Raw genomic sequence first — 18,312 nt, 5'->3', positions numbered from 1 at the left:
ACGAGCCGGGCCGGCGCGGGTCTCACGCCTCGGCGACCGGCAGGCAGACCCGGGTCACCCAGGCCGCCGGGTCGGGCTCGGTGACCGGTCCCACCACGTACACGTTGCGCATGGGCCCGGCGACCCGCAGGCCGTGGGTGGCGATCCACTCGCCGAGGTCGGCCATCACCCCGGAGACCCCGTCGTACGGGCCCCGGAGCTCGGCGACCACGGCGTCGACGGGCGGCTCCTCGACGTGGCGCACGCCGTCCCGGCCGGTGAACTCCCCGGTCACGTCGAGCTGGACCTCGACGTCCGGGTCGTGGTCGACGAAGCCCTCGTCGTGGAACACGGCGACCGCGGACGCGTCCGGCGCCGGGACCGCCCCGGACGCCTCGAGCGCGGCCCCGAGGCGCTGCCACAGCAGCCCCTCGTCGCCGTACGCCGGGATCACGGCCCGCAGGGACGCGACGCGTCGGGCGGGCAGGGTGGTGCGGACAGGGTGGGTGGACATGACGGGTCCTTCCAGATCGGTGAGGAATCGGTCGATGTCCGACAGCCGGCCCTCGGCGAGGGCGATCTCCTCCTCCGCCGCGCGACGCCGCTCGAGCAGCACCGCCCGCAACCGCGCCACGTCGTCGAACGGGGCGCAGGCCGCCAGGTCGGCGATCCCCACCCCGGCGTCGCGCAGCGCCCGGATGCGTCCGGCCGTGCGCAGCAGCGCGGGGTGGTAGCTCCGGTACCCGCTGAACGGGTCGACCCGGGTGGGCGGCAGGACGCCGTGCTCGTCGTAGTGGCGCAGCATGCGGACGCTGAGCATCAACAGGCGGGAGTACTCGCCGATCGTGAGGAGCCGGGTGTCGGACATGTCCACGACTGCACACCCTGCCACCGTGTGAGGGTCCAGCCCCGGCCCGCCCGCGTTCGACGCGCGGGCCGGCCGCGACGCGCCTAGCGTGGGCGGCTCACCCGCAGCGAAGGAGCAGTGATGAGCGAGGACGTCACGCCGTTCCCCGAGGACTCCCCCGACGCCCTGACCGAGCCGGACGTGGACGAGATCCGCGACGAGGAGGTCTCGGACGAGGAGGTCGCCCGGTCGATGCCGGACGCCAGCCCGTCCGACCAGGACCCGGGCTCGTACCTCAACCCCTGAGACCGCCCGCCGCGCCGGGCCTCAGCGACGACCCGGCGCGGCGGCGCGACACCCGCAGCGCGAGCACCAGCGCCAGGGGCGCCAGCGACTCCGCGCCCGCCACGGCGCGCTCGGCCAGGCCCTCGAGGGCCCCGCCCCGGGCCTGCTCGGCGACGAACCAGCCCAGCAGCCCGAGCAGCACGGCCGTCGCGGGGACGGCGACCACGGGCCGCAGCGGCCCCGCACCGGACCGGCGCGCCGAGGCCGCGGGCCACAGCGCCAGCGCCCCGAACGCCACGGCCGCGGCGACCCCGTGCGCGTGCGGGTCCCGGTCGAGCGGCAGCAGCCCGACGGCGGCCGTCGCGGCACCGCCGAGCGCGAGAACCAGACGGCCCGTCAGCGGCACGCCGCGCAGCCCTGCGGCGGTCACCATGTGCGCGAGCCCGGTGACCAGGAGGCCGGCCGTCATCACGCCCGGGTGCGGCACGTCGGCGGTGGCGAGCTCGCTGATCGTGCGGACCACCGGGTCGAACCCGGGCGCCAGGGCCTCGGCGAGCAGCCAGCCGCCGATCATCGCGACCGGCGCGGCGACGGCCGGGACGAGGACCCACGGACGCGGGCCGGGGACGGTCGGGGACGGGCGGCTCGGGCGGGGCACCGCCGCACGCTAGCCCGCGCCGCGGGCGCCCGCGCGCCAGGGATCCCGGGTCGCGGCCGGGCGCTCCCGGTCGCGGGCCGGGCGGGCAGCGGCTAGACCGGTGGGCATGACCGGCACCGACGCACCGACCGCCGTCCTGCTCGACATCGACGGGACGCTAGTCGACTCCAACTTCCTGCACGTGCACGCCTGGGTCCGCGCGTTCGGGGAGGTCGGGCACCCCGTCGACGCCTGGCGCGTGCACCGCCGAATCGGCATGGGCTCCGGCCGGCTGATCGGCGAGCTGCTGGGGGACGACGCCGACCGGCTCGGCGACGAGGCCAAGGAGCGGCACACCGCGCGGTACGCCGAGCTCGGGGACCTGCTGCGGCCGTTCGACGGCGCGCGGGACCTGATCCGGTCGCTGGCCGACCGCGGGGTGCGCGTGGTGCTGTCGACGTCCGCCGCGCCGGAGGAGCTCGAGAGGCTCCGGGCGACGCTCGACGTCGACGACCTGGTGCAGGTCACCGGCGCGGAGGACGTGGACGAGGCGAAGCCCGAGCCCGACCTGGTGCACGCCGCGCTCGACCTGGCCGGGGTGCCGGCCGGGCGCGCGGTGTTCGTCGGCGACTCCGTGTGGGACGTCGAGGCCGCGGTGCGGGCGGGCGTGCCGTGCGTCGGCGTGCTGTCCGGCGGCACCTCGGAGGCCGAGCTCCGGGACGCCGGGGCGGCCGACGTGGTCGAGGACGTCGCGGCGCTGCTGCGGGACCTCGACGCGACGCCGGTGGGGGCGCTGCTGCGGGGCTGACCCCGCGGGGCCCGGGGCGGGCTCAGCCGACCGGGTCGACCACCAGGTCGCGGTACTCGGGGTGCTCCTCGACGTAGGCCCGCACGAACGGGCAGCGCGGCTCGATCCGGTCGCCCGCGGCGCGCACGGCGTCCAGCGCCTCGCGGACCAGCGTCGACCCGATGCCGTGGCCCTCCTGGCGCGGGTCGACCTCGGTGTGCGTGAACACGACGACGCCGGGGCGCCGCTGGTACTCCGCGACGCCGAGGACGGTGCCCTCGGCGTCGGTGATCTCGAACCGCTGCTGGTCGGTCACGTCCGTCACGCGCGTCGTCATGCCCCGAGTATCCGCACGGGGCGCCGGAATGCGCGAGCGGCGTGTCGGCGCGGGGTGCGACACTGACCGCGTGCTGGGGCCCTACCGCGACGTGCTCTCCCGTCCGGGGGCGCTGGCGTTCTCCTCCGCCGGCGTGATCGCCCGGCTCCCGATGTCCATGGTCGGCATCGGCATCGTGCTGATGATCGAGGCGCTCTACGACTCGTACGGCCTCGCCGGCAGCGTGTCCGCGGCCTACGTGCTGGCGCAGGCGATCTGCTCGCCGCAGCTCGCGCGCCTCGTCGACCTGCACGGGCAGGCGCGGGTCATGCGGCCCGCGGTCGCGGTGTCCGCGACCGCGCTCGTCGGTCTGGTGGCGTGCGCGCTCGCCGACGCCCCGGTGTGGTCGCTGTACGCGACCGCCGTGGTCGTCGGGGCGACCGTCGGGTCGTTCGGCGCGCTGGTCCGCGCCCGCTGGTCGCACGTCGTCCACGACCCCCGGGCCCTGCACACCGCCTACTCGCTCGAGTCCGCGCTCGACGAGCTGGTGTTCGTCGTCGGGCCGATCCTCGCCACGACGCTCGCCACCGCCGTCACGCCGTCGGCCGGGCTGGTCGTGCCGGTCGTCGGGATGGTGCTGGGCGGGTTCTGGTTCCTCGGGCAGCGCGCGACCCAGCCGCCGCCGCACCCGCGCGAGGTCGTCACCGCCCCCGACGGCACCCCGGTGCGCCGCCGCTCCGTCATGCGGTCCGGCGGGATGGTCGTGCTGGCGGTGGTGTTCGTCGCGATGGGCGCGATCTTCGGCGGCACCGACGTCAGCACCGTGGCGTTCGCCGAGGAGTCCGGCCGGCCCGGGCTCGCCGGCGTGATCCTCGCGGTGTTCGCCTGCGGGTCGATGATCTCCGGCCTGCTCTACGGCGCCCGGCACTGGACGACGCCCCTGTGGCGCCGGTTCGCGATCGGGATGGTCGCGCTCGCGATCGGGGCGTCGCTGTTCGTGCTGGTCGACTCGATGGCGATGCTCGCGGTCGTCATGTTCGTCGCCGGGTTCGCGATCGCGCCGACGCTGATCAACGGCAACGGGCTCGTGCAGGACCTGGTGCCGCGGGAGCGGCTCACCGAGGGGCTGACCTGGGTCGGCACGTCGCTCGGCGTCGGGGTGTCGGTCGGGTCCTGGATCGCGGGGCTGCTGATCGACCGGCAGGGGTCGCACGGCGGGTACCTGGTGGTCGTGGGCGCGGCCGTGCTGGCGGTCGTGGCCGTGCTCGGGTCGCTGCGGGTGCTGCGCGCGGGGGCGGCGGGCGGCGACGGGCGCGGCGCTGGGGGCGGGGGCGGTGTCGAGGCGGGTGTCGAGGCGGGAGCCGCGCCCGACGGCGCCGGGCCCGAGGCGGGCGCGGCGACGACCCGCCTCGGCGACGCGGACGCCGGTGCTGACGTGACGGCGGCGCCGGGCGCCCGCGCGGACGAGCCGTCGGCGCTGGACGCCGACCCCGCGGCGCGCGGCGACGCCCGGCGCTGAGGGGCGCGCCGCCCTCGGCGGCCACCGCGCCACCGCGCCCCGGCACTCCCCGCACCACCGCGCCCCAGCGCGCCCGCGCCACCGGCCGAGTGCGTGATGCCTCACCGCGAGAGTGCATGAAACACGTCGAGTGCCTATCCGGCGGATAGGCACTCGACGTGTTCGTTACCCCCTCGCCGCCGCGCAGGCGCCACCGCGCCCCGGTCAGCGCAGCACGCCGCCCGCGGTCGCCCGTCCCTCCGCCACCGCCGTCCGGCGGCGCTCCGCGAACACGCCGAGCACCAGCAGCAGCCCGCCCGCCGCGAGCAGGGTGAGCAGCCACGGCCCGGCGGAGATCGTCCGCCCGAGCTGCGCCGCGAACACGCTCAGCACCGCGACCGGGAGCGCACCGGCCCCGAGCACGAGCGGCGCGCGGAGCATCTCCCGCGCCCCCTCCAGCATGAACCCGAGCGCGAGGACGACCACGAGGATCGCGCGCCAGGTCATCGGGTCGGTCCAGATCGCGAGCACGGACGGCCCGAGCGTCGCCAGGATCCCGGGGGCCAGCGTCGCGACCGAGGTCGCCCGGCCGACGGGCCACGCGGGACGGGGTCCGGGGACGGCGGCGGGGACCCACCCGGCGGGCGCCCCCGGCGCACCGAGCGGCCCGCGCCCCGCCGGGTCCTGGGCGGCGAGCGCCGCGCGCAGCGCGACCCAGCCCATCGCCGTCAGCGCCAGGCCGAGCGGCAGGGCGAACACCTCGACGCGCAGCTCGCGCGGGCTCCACGCGCCGATCGCCCAGGCCAGCGCCGCCAGCCAGAGCACCCAGCCGGGCGGGACGTCGGTGGCGAGCGGGCCGCGGTCCCGCGACGCCTCGGACCGCACCGCCGCCACGGCGAGCGCGAGCAGGCCGAGCTCGACGACCCAGCCGGTCCAGGTCAGCGCCCAGGACGGCCGCACGGCCGCGAGCGCGCCCACCGTGAACGCGGCCAGCGCGGGGGCGAGCGCCCACCGGCGCAGCGCCGCGGCCCGGGTGGCGGCCAGGAGGACCGGCCGCGCGGACGGGGTCCCGGGACGGAGCCCCGCGCCGGGTGCGCCGGACACCGCCGCCGGGCCGGGCCGTGCGGCCGCAGGCCCCGGACCGGGACCGGCGACCGCCGGCACCGCGGCGAGGCGCTCGACGAGCAGCCGCCCCAGCGCGCCGAGCAGCACCGCCCCGACGAGCGACCAGAGCAGGGCCGCGCCGAACAGCCGCGCGTTCGCGACGCCGCCGCCCACCGGCGTGCTCCACGCGAGGTGCGCCGCCCGGACCGCTCCCGCGAGCGCCGCCGCCGCGCCGCCGACGAGCAGCGGCTCCGTGAGCGCCGCCCAGGCCCGCGGGCCCGCGGCGCCCGCCCGCCTGCCGAGCACGCCCACCACCACCGCGAGCGCCGCGACACCGAGCAGCACCGCCGCGCGCACCCCGACGTCCCGCCCGGCGACGGCGAGCAGCAGCGTCGGCGCGACGAGCAGCGCGACGCCGGCGGCGACGAGCGGGCGCCAGCGATCGCCCCGGCGGGCGAGCAGCGTGCCGACCACGATCGCGGCGAGCGCCGGCGGCGCGGTGTACGCCTCGACGAGCCCGACGCCCCACCAGACCAGCGCGGACCAGACGACGCCGCACCACAGCACGGCGGCCGCCCACCAGGCGGGCCGGCGCTCCGGGCGCAGCGCGACGGCCGTCGCGCCGGCCCCGAGCAGCGCGCACAGCACGAGCACGGTGTCCGCGCCGGTGGGGGTGCGCACGATGCCGAGCAGCAGCGCGACGGTGCCGGTGCCGGCGGCGGCGAGCTCGACCGCGAGCCGCGCGTGGTCGCCCGGGGTCCCGGGCGCGCGCCGGCGCAGGCGGTCCCCGATCGCGGGGGCGGCCACCGCGGCCGCCGAGGCCAGCACCGCGACGACGGGCAGCAGGACGGGCGACCCGGAGCCGGGCAGCAGCACGGCGCCGGCGCAGATGACCACCACCGAGACCGTCGGCAGCGCGAGGGCGGCGGCGGTGACGCGTGCCCACGCCGGGACGGGTCGCGCGCGGGTGTCGAGCAGCAGCAGCTCGACGAGCAGCAGCGCGGCCGCGGCGCCGGCGCCCCACCAGGTGCGGTCGACGGCGACGCCCGCGACCGCGAGCACGGCGGGGACCAGCGCGACGACCAGCACCCCGAGCCAGGTGTCGTCGGCCACCCGCGGCAGGACCGTGAGCACCGCGGCCACGACCAGCAGCGCGACGGCGACCGCGCCGAACACGCCGGGCCCCTCCCAGCCCGACCACGCGAGCACGGCCGCGAGCACGGCGCCGGCGTAGGCCGCCGCGATCCCCACGAGCACCGCACGCACGTCCCGCGGCAGCAGCGCACGGGCCCGCAGCAGCAGGACGACCACGGCGACCGCACCGAGCGCCGTCGTCGGGCGGGACACCCAGGTCAGCAGGGCGAGGAACGCGATCTGGACGACGGCGGCGGTGGCGAGGGTGCCGCGCCACGGCGGCCGCGGGGCGGGGCGCACGAACGCCGCGCCCGCCGCGTCCGGGGCGGTCCCCGGGAGGGCACCCGGGGCGACGGAACCCGGGACCGCACCCGGCGCGGCACCCGGGGCGACGGCACCCGGCAGCCGATCCACCCGCGCCGTCGCGGGCGCCCGCCGCGCCACCTCGACGAGCGCCGCCGCGAGCGCCAGCTCGCCGAGCAGCAGCGGGACCGACCAGGCGCGCAGCAGCGCGACCGCGACCCAGGCCGCGAGCACGACGCCGGCGGGCAGGCACGCCCGGCCGACGACGACCGCGGCGTGCTGCCGCAGCACGGTGACGCGGGTCGGGGCGGCGGGGTGCTGCGGGTGGACGGGCGGCAGAGGTCGGGTCGCCGGCGCGGCCACGCCGGAGGCCGGCACGGGCCCGGGCGCGACCACGCCAGGCGCCGGCGCGACCGCTCCCGGCGCCGACCCGGGCCCGCGCAGCACCGCGACCGGGACCGACTCGGCGACGGGCGCGAGCGGCACCCGCCCGACGGCCGCCAGCGCCCCCGCGAGCACGACCGCGGCGAGCACCGGACCGGCCCCCACCCCGAACGACGTCGTGGCGAACGCGCCGGGGTCCAGCGCCCAGGCCGCGCCCCCGGGGCGCCGCGTGGACCCGTCGGACCCCACCGCGCCGAGCAGCCCCAGCACCTCGAGCGCGCCCACCGCGGTGCCGGGGCCGGTGGCCAGCACGAGCGCCGTCCAGCCGCCCGCCACCTGCGCGCGGTACGACCGGTCGGCGGCGCGGTCGCCCGGCAGCAGCCGCGGGACCAGCACGAGCGCCGCCCACGCCGCCGCGGCGGCCAGCGGGACCGTGCCCAGCGGCGCGGGCAGCACGGACGCGACGGCGACGCCGGCGGAGAGCACGGCCAGGCCCCCGGCGACCCACTCCCACGCGGCGGCCGCGCCCCACGCGGGCCGCTCCGCGACCGCCTGCAGGCGGGTCACGACGGCGGAGAGCAGCAGCGCCAGCGCCAAGCCGCCCGTCTCCCAGCCGGGCGCCGGCTCCGGCAGCGCGACCGCGGCCAGCAGCGCCGCGCCGACGAGCAGCAGCGCCCCGAGCGCGAGCAGCGCGTCGACCACGGCGCCGTCCGTGCCGAACCGCGCGGCGACGGCCCGGCGGTACCCCGACCGCACCAGCGTCACGAGGGCGGCGGCGAGCAGCGCGAGGTGCCAGCCCCAGGCGCTCCCCACCGCCGCGCCGACGCACAGCGGCACGGCGGGGAGCACGAGCACGGCGACGGTCCACGCGCGGACCCGCACGGCGAGCCCCGCCGCGGGCTGCCCGAGGCCGACGGCGAGCAGCAGCGACGCGAGCGCGAGCCACCGGACCGGCCCGTCGACCAGGAGCGCGACCATCCAGGCGTCGACGACCGCGAGCGCCGCGACCAGCCCGCCGACCGCCTCCGCGGACGCCCCGAGGCCGCTCCGGCGCAGGGCGAGCGTGCCCGCGACGGCGGCCGCCGTGGCGACCAGCATCACCGCGACCCGCGGGCCCGGGGCGTCGGCGAGGAAGAAGAACGCGAACACGAGCGCCGCCGCGGCGACGAGGCCGGCGCCCGCGAGCACGAACAGCCGGGCGACGTCGAAGGTCCGCTCGGCCGGCACCGGGGCCCCGGGCGCGGGCGGGAACGGCGCACCCGCACCGGGCGGCACCGCACCGCCGGGCCGACCCGGGCCGACCGCCGGGGCCGACCCCGGCCGGGGCGACCCGGGCGTGCGCGGCCCGGGCGTGCGCGGCCCGCTCGGCGCGACGGGGCCGCCCTGGGCGACCCCCCACGTCGGCGGTGCCACCGGACCGGGGGCGACCGGACGGTCGTGCGCGGGTCGCCAGGTCGTCGGCCGGGCGAACCCGGGGTCGACCGGAGCGGCCGCCGGCACGCCCGCCGCCGCCGGCGGCGCCCCGGCCCCCGCGCCCTGCCGCGCCCGCGCCGCGTCGATGACGTCGCGCCGCGCGTCGAGCGCCCGGGCCGCCGCGCGCGACGCGTCCGCGATCCGCACGCCGTCGTCGCCGGCCATCTCCAGCCCGCACCGCGCGCAGCGGGTCGCCGCGAGCGGTGCGCCGCAGGCGGCGCACCGCGTGAAGTCGAGCAGCTGGCGCCGCAGCGCGTCCACGGGGGTCGGTTCCACGAGCCAGAGCGTGCCAGGTCACCGGGTCGCCGCGCGGCTCGTCCACAGTTCCTACCCAGGGTTTCACCACGTCGAACGCCCGCGGCGCGCCGGGGGACCGGGTCCCCTCGACGTGCCGACGTGCCGACGCGCCCCGTCCGCGACAGGGTGGAGGCGTCCCCCGTGACCGACGAGACACCCGCCCCGGGTGGCGGGCGCGCAAGTCATGGGATGAATATGGCTCCACACGACAACGACGCAAGGAGCGAGCCCGTGGCACGCAGCAGCACGGTGGCCGACCAGCTCGTCGCCCAGGTGGTGGCGGCCGGGGCCAAGCACATCTACGGCATCGTCGGCGACAGCCTGAACCCGGTGGTGGACGCGGTCCGCCGCGCGCGGGCCGCGGGCGAGGACATCCAGTGGGTGCACGTCCGGCACGAGGAGGCCGCCGCGTTCGCCGCGGCCGCCGAGGCGGAGATCACCGGCGACCTCGCGGTGTGCGCCGGCTCCTGCGGCCCGGGCAACCTGCACCTGATCAACGGCCTGTACGACGCGAACCGCAGCCGCGTCCCCGTCCTCGCGATCGCCTCGCACATCCCGAGCGCGCAGATCGGCACCCAGTACTTCCAGGAGACCCACCCGGACCGGCTGTTCGTCGAGTGCTCGGTGTTCTCCGAGATGATCTCGTCCGCCGCGCAGGCGCCGCGGGTCATCCGCAGCGCGATCCACCACGCCTACGGCGCCCCGGGGGTCGCGGTGCTGACGCTCCCCGGCGACGTCGCCGACCTGGAGGCACCGCCCGCCGGGACCGACACCCTGGCCCGGCCGCGCAGGCCGCGCGTGGTCCCCGCCGAGGCCGACGTCGCCGCCCTGGCCGCCGCGATCGACGGCGCCAAGAAGGTCACGATCCTGGCCGGCGCGGGCGTCCGCGGCGCGCACGACGACGTCCTCGCCCTGGCCGACAAGATCGCCGCGCCCGTCGGGCACAGCCTGCGCGGCAAGGAGCACATCCAGTACGACAACCCGTTCGACGTCGGGATGACCGGCCTGCTCGGCTACGGCGCGCTCCAGGCGTCGATGGACGAGGCCGACCTGCTGATCCTGCTCGGCACCGACTTCCCGTACGACCAGTTCCTGCCGTCCGACGTGCGCACCGCGCAGGTCGACATCGAGCCCACCCGCCTCGGCCGCCGCACCCGGAACGACCTCGCGGTGGTCGGCGACGTGGGCGAGACCGTCCGCGCGCTGCTGCCGCTGGTGGAGCGGAAGAAGTCCCGCCGGTTCCTGGACCAGATGGTGAAGAAGCACGAGAAGGCGATGGGCGGCGTCGTCGGCGCGTACACCAAGGACGTCGAGCACCACCGCCCGATCCACCCCGAGTACGCCGCCGTCGTCCTCGACGAGGAGGCCGCCGACGACGCCGTGTTCACGGTGGACACCGGCATGGGCAACGTCTGGGCGGCGCGGTACCTCACGCCGAACGGCCGCCGCCGGGTCATCGGGTCGTTCCTGCACGGGTCGATGGCCAACGCGGTGCCGCACGCGATCGGCGCGGCGCTGGCCGCCCGGGACTCCGGCGCCGAGCAGAAGCACGTCGTGGCGATCGCGGGCGACGGCGGCCTGTCGATGCTGCTGGGCGAGCTCATCACGCTCGTGCACTACGACCTGCCGGTGAAGGTGATCCTGTTCGACAACGCGACGCTGGGCATGGTCCGGCTGGAGATGCTGGTCGACGGCCTGCCGAGCTACGGCACGGACTCCCCCGCGATCGACTACGCCGCGCTCGGGACCGCGCTCGGCATCCCGTCGGTGCGCGTCGAGGACCCGACCCAGATCCGGTCGGCGCTGCGCCAGGCGTTCGCGCACGACGGCCCGGCGCTCGTCGACCTGGTCACCGACCCGCGCGCGCTGTCCCTCCCGCCGAAGATCACGCGCCAGCAGGTCAGCGGGTTCACGGCGGCGATGAGCAAGGAGATCCTCGGCGGCGGCATGGGCGAGGTCATGGCGATGGCCCGCTCGAACCTCCGCAACGTCCCGCGCCCCTGACCCCCGCGCCGCCCTCAGTGCAGGTCGCCGAGGGCGGCGCGGATCTCGCTCGTGATCACCGTCATCGCGCGCTCCGCGGCCTCGGGGTCGCGGCGGCGCACCGCCTCGGCGACCGCGTCGTGCGCGTCGAGCGCCTCCGCCCGCGGGCGGGACGGCATGAGGCCGTGCCGGGTGCGGCCCGCGAGCACCTCGGCCACCACGCCGGTGAGCGCGGCGAACATCTCGTTGCGGCCCGCGCGGAGCAGCAGCGCGTGGAACTGCTGGTCGACCTCGAGGAACTCGTCCAGCCGGCCGGCCTCCCCGAGCTCGCGGAGCCGCGCCATGAGGGCGAGCAGCTCGTCCACCTCGTCCGGCGAGGCGTGCCGCGCGGCGGCCGCGGCGGCGACCGGCTCGACCGCGGCGCGCAGCTCGGTGAGCGAGCGCAGCTGACCCAGCCGCCCGGGGCCGGCGAGCCGCCACCGGATCACGCGCGGGTCGAACACCATCCAGTCGGACGCCGGCCGGACCACGAGCCCGACGCGCCGGCGGGACGTCAGCAGGCCGAGCTGCTCGAGGGAGCGCATGGTCTCGCGGGCCACGGTGCGGGACACCCCGAACCGCTGCTGCAGCTGCTCCAGCGTCAGCACCGTGCCGGCGGGCAGCAGCCCCCCGGTGATCTCCGCACCGATGGCTTCCAGCACCGTGCTGTGCAGCACCTCGACCGCCAACGTGCTCTCCTCCTGCCACCCGCGGCGGCGTCCCGTCGACGCGCGACCCCCGGACGGCCGTGCCAGGGTCGCACACGGGTGGGAGCGGCCGCGCCGCTCGCCCCCAGGTCCGCACTGGTGTGATCTTTGGGTTTCAAAGGTCGCATCTTTGTGGCACAGTGTCTCCACCCTCGGGGCGGCCCCGGGGGATGCCGGACGCAGCACCGCCGCCCGGACGACGACGTCAAGGAGGACAGGTATGCCGGAGGTCCAGCACCTCGTGGTCATGGGGGTCTCGGGGTCGGGCAAGACCACGACGGCCCAGATCCTCGCGGAGCGGCTCGCCTGGCCGTACGCCGAGGCCGACGAGTTCCACCCCCAGGCCAACATCGACAAGATGTCCGCGGGCACCCCGCTGACCGACGAGGACCGCTGGCCGTGGCTGCGCGCCATGCGCGACTGGCTCACCGAGCAGTCCCGCGCGGGCCGGTCGACCATCGTCACCTGCTCCGCGCTGCGCGTCGCCTACCGCGACGTGCTCCGCGAGGCCGAGGGCCGCGTCCGGTTCGTGCACCTGCAGGGCACCATCGAGGCGATCGGCGAGCGGATGTCCGGCCGTGCCGGGCACTTCATGCCGACCTCCCTGCTGCCGTCGCAGTTCCAGACCCTCGAGCCGCTCACCGACGCCGAGGACGGCGTCCACGTGCCGGTCGAGATCTCCCCCCAGTCCGTCGCCGACGCCGCCCTGCGCGAGCTCGGCATCGACCCCGCCACCGCGCGCGCCGACGCGGCGCCGGCGACCTCCCCCCAGGAGTCCTGATGCTCTCCCTCCCGACCGCAGCACCGCTGCTGCTGGCCGCCGCGGCCGAGGACGCGGCACCCGCCGTCTCCGACACCCGGCTGATCGTCGCCGCCGTCGTCGGCATCGCGGTGATCGTCGCGCTGATCGTCTGGGTGAAGCTGCACCCGTTCCTCGCGCTCATGCTCGGCGCCGGCGTGCTCGCCGTCGCCGCCGGCCTGCCCTACGTCGACGCGTTCACCTCGTTCACGGCGGGCCTCGGCACCACCGTCGCCGGCGTCGGCATCCTCATCGCCCTCGGCGCGATCATCGGCAAGATGCTGATCGACTCCGGCGGCGCGGACCAGATCGTCGACTCGATCCTGGCGAGGACGCCGGTCCAGCGGCTCCCGTGGGCCATGGCGTTCGCCGCGTTCATCATCGGCATCCCGCTGTTCTTCGAGGTCGGCGTCGTCCTGCTGATCCCGGTCGTCATGCTCGTCGCGCGCCGGTCCAAGGTGTCGATGATCGTCGTCGGCATCCCGGCCCTCGCCGGCCTGTCCGCGCTGCACGGCCTGGTGCCCCCGCACCCCGGCCCGCTGATCGCGATCGACGCCCTCGGCGCCGACCTCGGCCTGACGCTCGGCCTCGGCCTGCTGGTCTCCATCCCGACGGTCGCGATCGCCGGCCCGCTGCTCGCGAAGCCGATGGCCCGGTGGGTCCCGCTCGACCCGCCGACCGAGATCCTCGGCGCCTCGGACCGTGCCGACGACGCGCGCCGCCCGTCGTTCGCCACCGCGCTGACCGTCGTGCTGCTGCCGGTCGTCCTCATGCTGGCCCGCACCCTCGCCGAGACCGTCGGGTTCGAGGACTCCGCGGTCGGCCAGGTGCTCGACTTCGTGGGCACCCCGCTGGTCGCGCTGCTCATCACCGCGCTGGTGTCGCTCGTCCTGCTCGGGACCCGCCAGGGCCGCGACCGCAGCATGGTCAGCAAGCTCGTCGACTCCTCGTTCGCCCCGATCGCGAGCATCCTGCTCATCGTCGGCGCGGGCGGCGGCTTCAAGCAGACCCTGGTCGACTCCGGCGTCGGCGACGTCATCGCCAAGGGCCTCGCGAACGCGCCGATCTCCCCGCTGCTCGCCGCGTGGCTGGTCGCCGTGCTGATCCGCGTGGCCACCGGCTCCGCGACCGTCGCCACGGTGACCGCGGCCGGCATCGTCGCGCCGCTGGCCGAGGGCCTGTCCCCGACGCACGTCGCGCTCATGGTGCTGGCGATCGGCGCCGGCTCGGTGTTCCTCAGCCACGTGAACGACGCCGGGTTCTGGCTGGTCAAGGAGTACTTCAAGATGACCGTCGGCCAGACGTTCAAGACGTGGTCCCTCATGGAGTGCGTCCTGTCCGTCACGGCGCTGGTGGTGGTCCTGCTCCTGAGCCTGGTCATCTAGCGACCGCGCACCGGCACGCACCCGACGGCCCCGCCCGGCAGCACGCCGCGGCGGGGCCGTCGTGCGTCAGCCCAGCGGCTCGAGCGGCGTGGTCGCCGGGCCCTCCAGGGGGGTGCCGTCCGGGGCGAACCGGCTGCCGTGCAGCGGGCAGTCCCACGACCGCTCGACCTCGTTCCACGTCACCACGCCGCCGAGGTGCGTGCACACCCCGGACACCCGCCGGGTGACTCCGCCCACCGTGCACACCGCCTCGGGCCGCACGCCCGCGCGCTCGACGCCGCCCTGCCCCTCCGGCGGGGCGGCCCGCTCCCCGGCGGTCGGGCGCGGGGCGGTCCAGCCGCCCGCGAGCCACCGCGCCACCGAGGCGTTCAGCCGCGCGGCGTCGCCGAGGCCGGCGAGCTCGTGCCGGCCCCAGGGGCGCCAGGACTCCGCCCAGCGCGGGGCGCGGTCGTTCAGGATGTCCGCCGCGAGCACGAGGGCGGCGGCCACGGCGGTGGTCATGCCCCACTTCGCGTAGCCCGTGGCGACGTACAGCCGGGGGTCGAGCGGCAGCAGCCGGCCGACCAGCGGGAGCCCGTCGGTCGTCGCGTAGTCCTGCGCCGACCACACGTGGGTCAGCTCGGCGCCGGGGACGTGCGCCCGCGTCCAGTCGACCAGCGCGCGCACCGACTCCCCGGTCCGCGGCCGCCGGCCCACGGCGTGCCCCGCGCCGCCGACGAGCAGGAGGTCCGGCACCGCCGCGCCCACGGGGGTCGCGGGCTCGCCCGGGACGACCGGACCCCGCACCAGCCCCGTGCCCGCCAGGGCCGGCACGGACCGCACCGACCGGGTATGGACGTCGACGGAGAGGGCCATGCTCGCCGGCGGCGGCTCGGGGACCCGGAAGGCGCACAGGTACGACCGCAGCGCGTGCAGCCGCGCGAACGCCCCGCCGCGGTCGAGGACCGGGGTGCCCGTCGCGAGCACCACCGCGTCGGCGGCGACGTCGCCCGCCGTCGTCCGCAGCACCGTGCGCCGGCTCAGGCCGCCCAGCTCGGCGCCGTGGTGCATCCCCAGCACCCGCACGCCCTCGGCGATCCGCGCGCCACGCCCGACGACGTCGGCGGCGAGGGCGCCCAGCACGTCCAGGGGGTCGACCTGGGCCTGGTCCGCCAGGCCGATCGCGCCGGTCACGGGCAGCGGCAGGTCGGTGCGCCGCCGCCAGCCGACCGGGACCCCGGCGCGGCGGGCGGCGTCGAGCTCCGCCTCGACCCGGGCGCGCCCCTCGGCGGTGGTCGCGAACGTGAGCGCCTCGCGCCGCTGGTACGGCACCCCGTGGTCGTCGAGGTAGCGCAGCAGCCAGTCCATGCCCTCGGCGCTGCCCTCCGCGTACGCGGCGACCACGCGGTCGTCGTGCCGCTCCGCGAGCGAGGCGAGCCGGTCGCCCTGAAGCAGGCTGATCTTCGCCGTGCTGCGCCCGGTGGTGCCCGCGCCGACCGCACGGGCCTCGAGGACGAGGACCCGGCAGCCGGCGCGGGTCAGCAGCAGCGCCGTGGTCAGCCCCGTGAGCCCGGCGCCGACCACGACCACGTCGGCGGGCTCGTCGCCGGGGTGCGGGACCTCCCCCGGCGCGCGGTGGTGCGGGTGGGACGCCGGCTCGCGCCGGTCCCACCACAGCGACGTCCGGGCGACCACGACGCCCTCCCGCCCGGGGCCCGCTCAGGCCGCGCTCAGGCCCCGGGCGGGGTGACCGGCGTGGTCGGGGTCGTGCCGGCGGGCGGGGTGGTCCGCGTCGCGCCGGTGGCGTCGGTCGCGCCCGTCGCGCCGGTCGCGTCGTCGTCCGGCGTGCGCGACACGGCGCTCGTCACCGCGTCGACCGCCTTGTCCTTGAGCGCGGCGCCCTGGTCCTTCGCGAACCCGGCGGCCTTCGACTCCAGGTCGTCGACCGTCGACTGGACCCGCGGGTCGTGCCAGGCGTCGGACGCCCAGCCCTTGATCTTCTCGAACTGCGCGCGACCCGCACGGGTCCCGAGCACGTAGCCCACGCCCGCGCCGAGGACGAATGCCAGCTTGCCCTTCATGCCTGACCTCCTGAGATGTCCTGGTGGTCCGATCGAGCGTAGGCGCGGGGGTCGTCGCGCGCCCGGCGAGCCGCTCGCCGCGCGCGAGCGCCCGGGCGGGAGCACAGTGTGCCGCGGAGGGGGTGGTGCGGCATGGCGGAGTCCACGCAGGTGAGCCGGGACCACGAGCCCGCGCTCAAGCGGTCGATCGGCCGGACCGTGCTGCTGCTGTTCGTCGTCGGGGACATCCTCGGCGCCGGGATCTACGCGTTGACCGGCACGGTCGCGGCCGAGGTCGGCGGGGCCATCTGGCTGCCGTTCCTGCTCGCGTTCGTGCTGGCCGCGCTCACCGCGACCGCGTACGCGGAGCTGGTGGCGCGGTACCCCCGGGCCGCCGGCGCGGCGCTGTACGCGAACCGGGCCTTCCGCCGGCCGTTCCTCACGTTCCTGGTGGCGTTCGCCGTGATGATGTCCGGCATCACCAGCGCGTCCGCCGCGGCCCGCGCGTTCGGCGGCGACTACCTCGCCGAGCTGCTGCCGTTCGGGGTCCCGACCGTCGTCGCCGCGTGGGTGTTCCTCGGGCTGATCACGCTGGTGAACGTCCTGGGCGTCTCGGAGTCGGTCCGGGTCAACGTCGTGCTCACGCTGATCGAGGCGACCGGGCTGCTGGTCATCATCGGCATCGGCGTCGTCGCGCTGGTCCGCGGCGAGGGCGACCCCGGCCGCGCGCTGGAGCTGAACACGGAGGGCGCCGCGTGGATGGGCGTCCTGGGCGGCGCGGCGCTGGCGTTCTACGCGCTGCTCGGGTTCGAGGACTCCGTGAACCTCGCCGAGGAGGCGAAGCACCCGCGGCGCGACTACCCGCGGGCGCTGTTCGGCGGGCTCGCGATCGCCGGCGCCATCTACCTGGCCGTGGCGTTCACCGCGTCGATGCTGGTCGAGACGGACGTGCTCGTCGGGTCGACGGGGCCGCTGCTCGAGGTGGTGAAGGTCGCCGGGCTGGTCTTCCCCGCCTGGCTGTTCGCGCTCATCGCGCTGCTCGCCGTGATGAACACGGCCCTGATCAACATGATGATGGCGTCCCGCCTGGTCTACGGGATGGCGCGGGAGCGGATCATCCCGGCGCTGTTCGGGCGGGTGCAGGCGCGGCGCCGGACCCCGGTGGTGGCGATCGCGTTCACCGTGGTGCTGGCGCTCACGCTGACCGCGACCGGCGACCTCGGGGACCTCGCGGACACCACGGTGCTGCTCCTGCTGCTGGTGTTCGCGGTGGTGAACGTGGCGGTGCTCGTGCTGCGCCGGCGGCCCGCCTCCGGGCCGGGCGGGGACGACGACGAGCCCGAGCGGGTCGAGGGCGACGCCGAGCGGTCGTTCCGCGCGCCGACCTGGGCGCCGGTGGTCGGCGCGGTGGTCTCGCTGGTGCTGGCGTCGCCGCTCACCGGGCGCGAGGGGTCGGTGTACCTGCGGGCGGCGGTCCTGCTGGCGATCGGCGTCGTGCTGTACGTGGTGAACCGGCTGGTGGTGGGGAGGGTCGACGCGGACGACGCCGCGCTGGCAGGCTGACGAGGCATGTCCGACGAGTCCTTCCTGGCCCGCGTCGCCGGCACCCTCGCCGGGCTCCCCGGGGTCGAGGCGGTGTCCCTCGGCGGCTCGCGCGCGCACGGCACCCACCGGCCGGACAGCGACTGGGACCTCGCGCTCTACTACCGCGGCGCGTTCGACCCGCAGCGCCTGCGCGACGTCGGGTGGGCGGGCCACGTCTTCGAGGTCGGCGGCTGGGGCGGGGGCGTGTTCAACGGCGGCGCGTGGCTCACCGTCGAGGGCCGGCGGGTGGACGTGCACTACCGGGACCTCGACGTGGTGGAGCGCGAGGTCGGGCGGGCCGAGCGCGGCGAGTTCGACATCGAGCCGCTGCTGTTCCACCTCGCCGGGTTCCCGACGTACGTCGTGGTCGCCGAGCTCGCCGGCCACCGGGTGCTGCACGGCGCGCTCCCCCGCCCGGGCTTCCCTGCCGCGCTGCGCCGGACCGCCCCGCAGGTGTGGGGCGCGCGGGCCGACTTCACGCTCGACGGCGCCGAGCAGCACGCGCGCGCCGGCCGGGTCGCGCAGTGCGCGGGGCTGGTCGCGGTCGCCGTGACCCAGCGGGCGCACGCGGTGCTCGCCGGGCGCAGCGAGTGGGCGACCAACGAGAAGCGGCTGCTGGACCGGGCCGGGCTGCGCGGGGTCGACGACCTGGTGCTGGGGCTCGCCCCGGAGCCCGAGGCGCTGCTCGCCGCGGTGGCGGCGGCGCGAGGGCTGGGCGGGGGCTGACCCGGC

15 protein-coding genes are annotated in these 18,312 nt (G+C 77.4%); 8 read left to right on the top strand and 7 right to left on the bottom strand.

The genetic code is table 11. The features are described from left to right. Window positions 1-22 precede the first annotated feature (22 nt). Window positions 23-847 carry a MerR family transcriptional regulator gene (locus AC3WUG_RS01790; protein ID WP_492326067.1) on the bottom strand — a complete coding sequence of 275 codons (825 nt, stop codon included), beginning with the start codon at window positions 845-847 and terminating at the stop codon, window positions 23-25. Between the two features lie 120 nt (window positions 848-967). Here AC3WUG_RS01790 and AC3WUG_RS01785 point away from each other — a divergent pair, with 120 nt between their 5' ends. After that, window positions 968-1,132 (top strand): hypothetical protein, encoded by a 165-nt coding sequence (locus AC3WUG_RS01785; RefSeq protein ID WP_168216929.1) that lies wholly within the window; start codon window positions 968-970, stop codon window positions 1,130-1,132. Here AC3WUG_RS01785 and AC3WUG_RS01780 read toward each other — a convergent pair. After that, entirely contained in the window at window positions 1,122-1,769 is a 648-nt protein-coding gene (locus AC3WUG_RS01780) for a DUF998 domain-containing protein (RefSeq protein ID WP_492326066.1), read from the bottom strand. The genes AC3WUG_RS01785 and AC3WUG_RS01780 overlap by 11 nt on opposite strands. A 106-nt stretch (window positions 1,770-1,875) precedes the next feature. Between AC3WUG_RS01780 and AC3WUG_RS01775 the strand changes: the two genes are divergently transcribed. Next, a complete protein-coding gene (locus AC3WUG_RS01775; RefSeq protein WP_492326065.1) occupies window positions 1,876-2,556 on the top strand; it encodes an HAD family hydrolase in 681 nt (226 codons plus the stop codon). Window positions 2,557-2,578: 22 nt separating this feature from the next. On the opposite strand, the gene AC3WUG_RS01770 is transcribed toward AC3WUG_RS01775, so the two are convergent. Continuing rightward, a complete protein-coding gene (locus AC3WUG_RS01770) occupies window positions 2,579-2,872 on the bottom strand; it encodes a GNAT family N-acetyltransferase (RefSeq protein ID WP_147794932.1) in 294 nt (97 codons plus the stop codon). A gap of 70 nt (window positions 2,873-2,942) precedes the next feature. Between AC3WUG_RS01770 and AC3WUG_RS01765 the strand changes: the two genes are divergently transcribed. Further along, entirely contained in the window at window positions 2,943-4,370 is a 1,428-nt protein-coding gene (locus AC3WUG_RS01765; protein ID WP_492326064.1) for an MFS transporter, read from the top strand. Between the two features lie 204 nt (window positions 4,371-4,574). Here AC3WUG_RS01765 and AC3WUG_RS01760 read toward each other — a convergent pair whose 3' ends face one another. Further along, window positions 4,575-9,023, bottom strand: a complete 4,449-nt coding sequence (locus tag AC3WUG_RS01760; protein WP_492326063.1) for an SCO7613 C-terminal domain-containing membrane protein — start codon at window positions 9,021-9,023, stop codon at window positions 4,575-4,577. A gap of 252 nt (window positions 9,024-9,275) precedes the next feature. Between AC3WUG_RS01760 and AC3WUG_RS01755 the strand changes: the two genes are divergently transcribed. Continuing rightward, entirely contained in the window at window positions 9,276-11,048 is a 1,773-nt protein-coding gene (locus tag AC3WUG_RS01755; RefSeq protein WP_492326062.1) for a pyruvate dehydrogenase, read from the top strand. Between the two features lie 14 nt (window positions 11,049-11,062). Here AC3WUG_RS01755 and AC3WUG_RS01750 read toward each other — a convergent pair whose 3' ends face one another. Then, a complete protein-coding gene (locus AC3WUG_RS01750) occupies window positions 11,063-11,755 on the bottom strand; it encodes a FadR/GntR family transcriptional regulator (RefSeq protein WP_492326061.1) in 693 nt (230 codons plus the stop codon). Between the two features lie 238 nt (window positions 11,756-11,993). Between AC3WUG_RS01750 and AC3WUG_RS01745 the strand changes: the two genes are divergently transcribed. Together AC3WUG_RS01745 and AC3WUG_RS01740 are read left to right on the top strand one after the other, a co-directional pair. Continuing rightward, window positions 11,994-12,554 carry a gluconokinase gene (locus AC3WUG_RS01745; protein ID WP_492326060.1) on the top strand — a complete coding sequence of 187 codons (561 nt, stop codon included), beginning with the start codon at window positions 11,994-11,996 and terminating at the stop codon, window positions 12,552-12,554. Next, complete coding sequence (locus tag AC3WUG_RS01740; protein WP_492326059.1) at window positions 12,554-13,957, top strand: GntP family permease; 1,404 nt, start codon at window positions 12,554-12,556, stop codon at window positions 13,955-13,957. The genes AC3WUG_RS01745 and AC3WUG_RS01740 overlap by 1 nt, the downstream gene beginning before the upstream one ends. 66 nt (window positions 13,958-14,023) lie before the next feature. Here AC3WUG_RS01740 and AC3WUG_RS01735 read toward each other — a convergent pair whose 3' ends face one another. Further along, complete coding sequence (locus AC3WUG_RS01735; RefSeq protein WP_492326058.1) at window positions 14,024-15,631, bottom strand: FAD-dependent oxidoreductase; 1,608 nt, start codon at window positions 15,629-15,631, stop codon at window positions 14,024-14,026. 35 nt (window positions 15,632-15,666) lie between these two features. Beyond that, entirely contained in the window at window positions 15,667-16,017 is a 351-nt protein-coding gene (locus AC3WUG_RS01730; protein ID WP_492326057.1) for a YtxH domain-containing protein, read from the bottom strand. Between the two features lie 132 nt (window positions 16,018-16,149). On the opposite strand from AC3WUG_RS01730, the gene AC3WUG_RS01725 reads away from it, so the two are divergent. Continuing rightward, a complete protein-coding gene (locus AC3WUG_RS01725; protein ID WP_492326056.1) occupies window positions 16,150-17,559 on the top strand; it encodes an APC family permease in 1,410 nt (469 codons plus the stop codon). A gap of 6 nt (window positions 17,560-17,565) precedes the next feature. Beyond that, window positions 17,566-18,306, top strand: a complete 741-nt coding sequence (locus AC3WUG_RS01720; RefSeq protein WP_492326055.1) for a nucleotidyltransferase domain-containing protein — start codon at window positions 17,566-17,568, stop codon at window positions 18,304-18,306. Window positions 18,307-18,312 lie beyond the last annotated feature (6 nt).

This window comes from Cellulomonas sp. EB106-03-03-XG116, from assembly GCF_058792015.1.
This window is presented reverse-complemented; position numbering and strand designations above follow the sequence as displayed.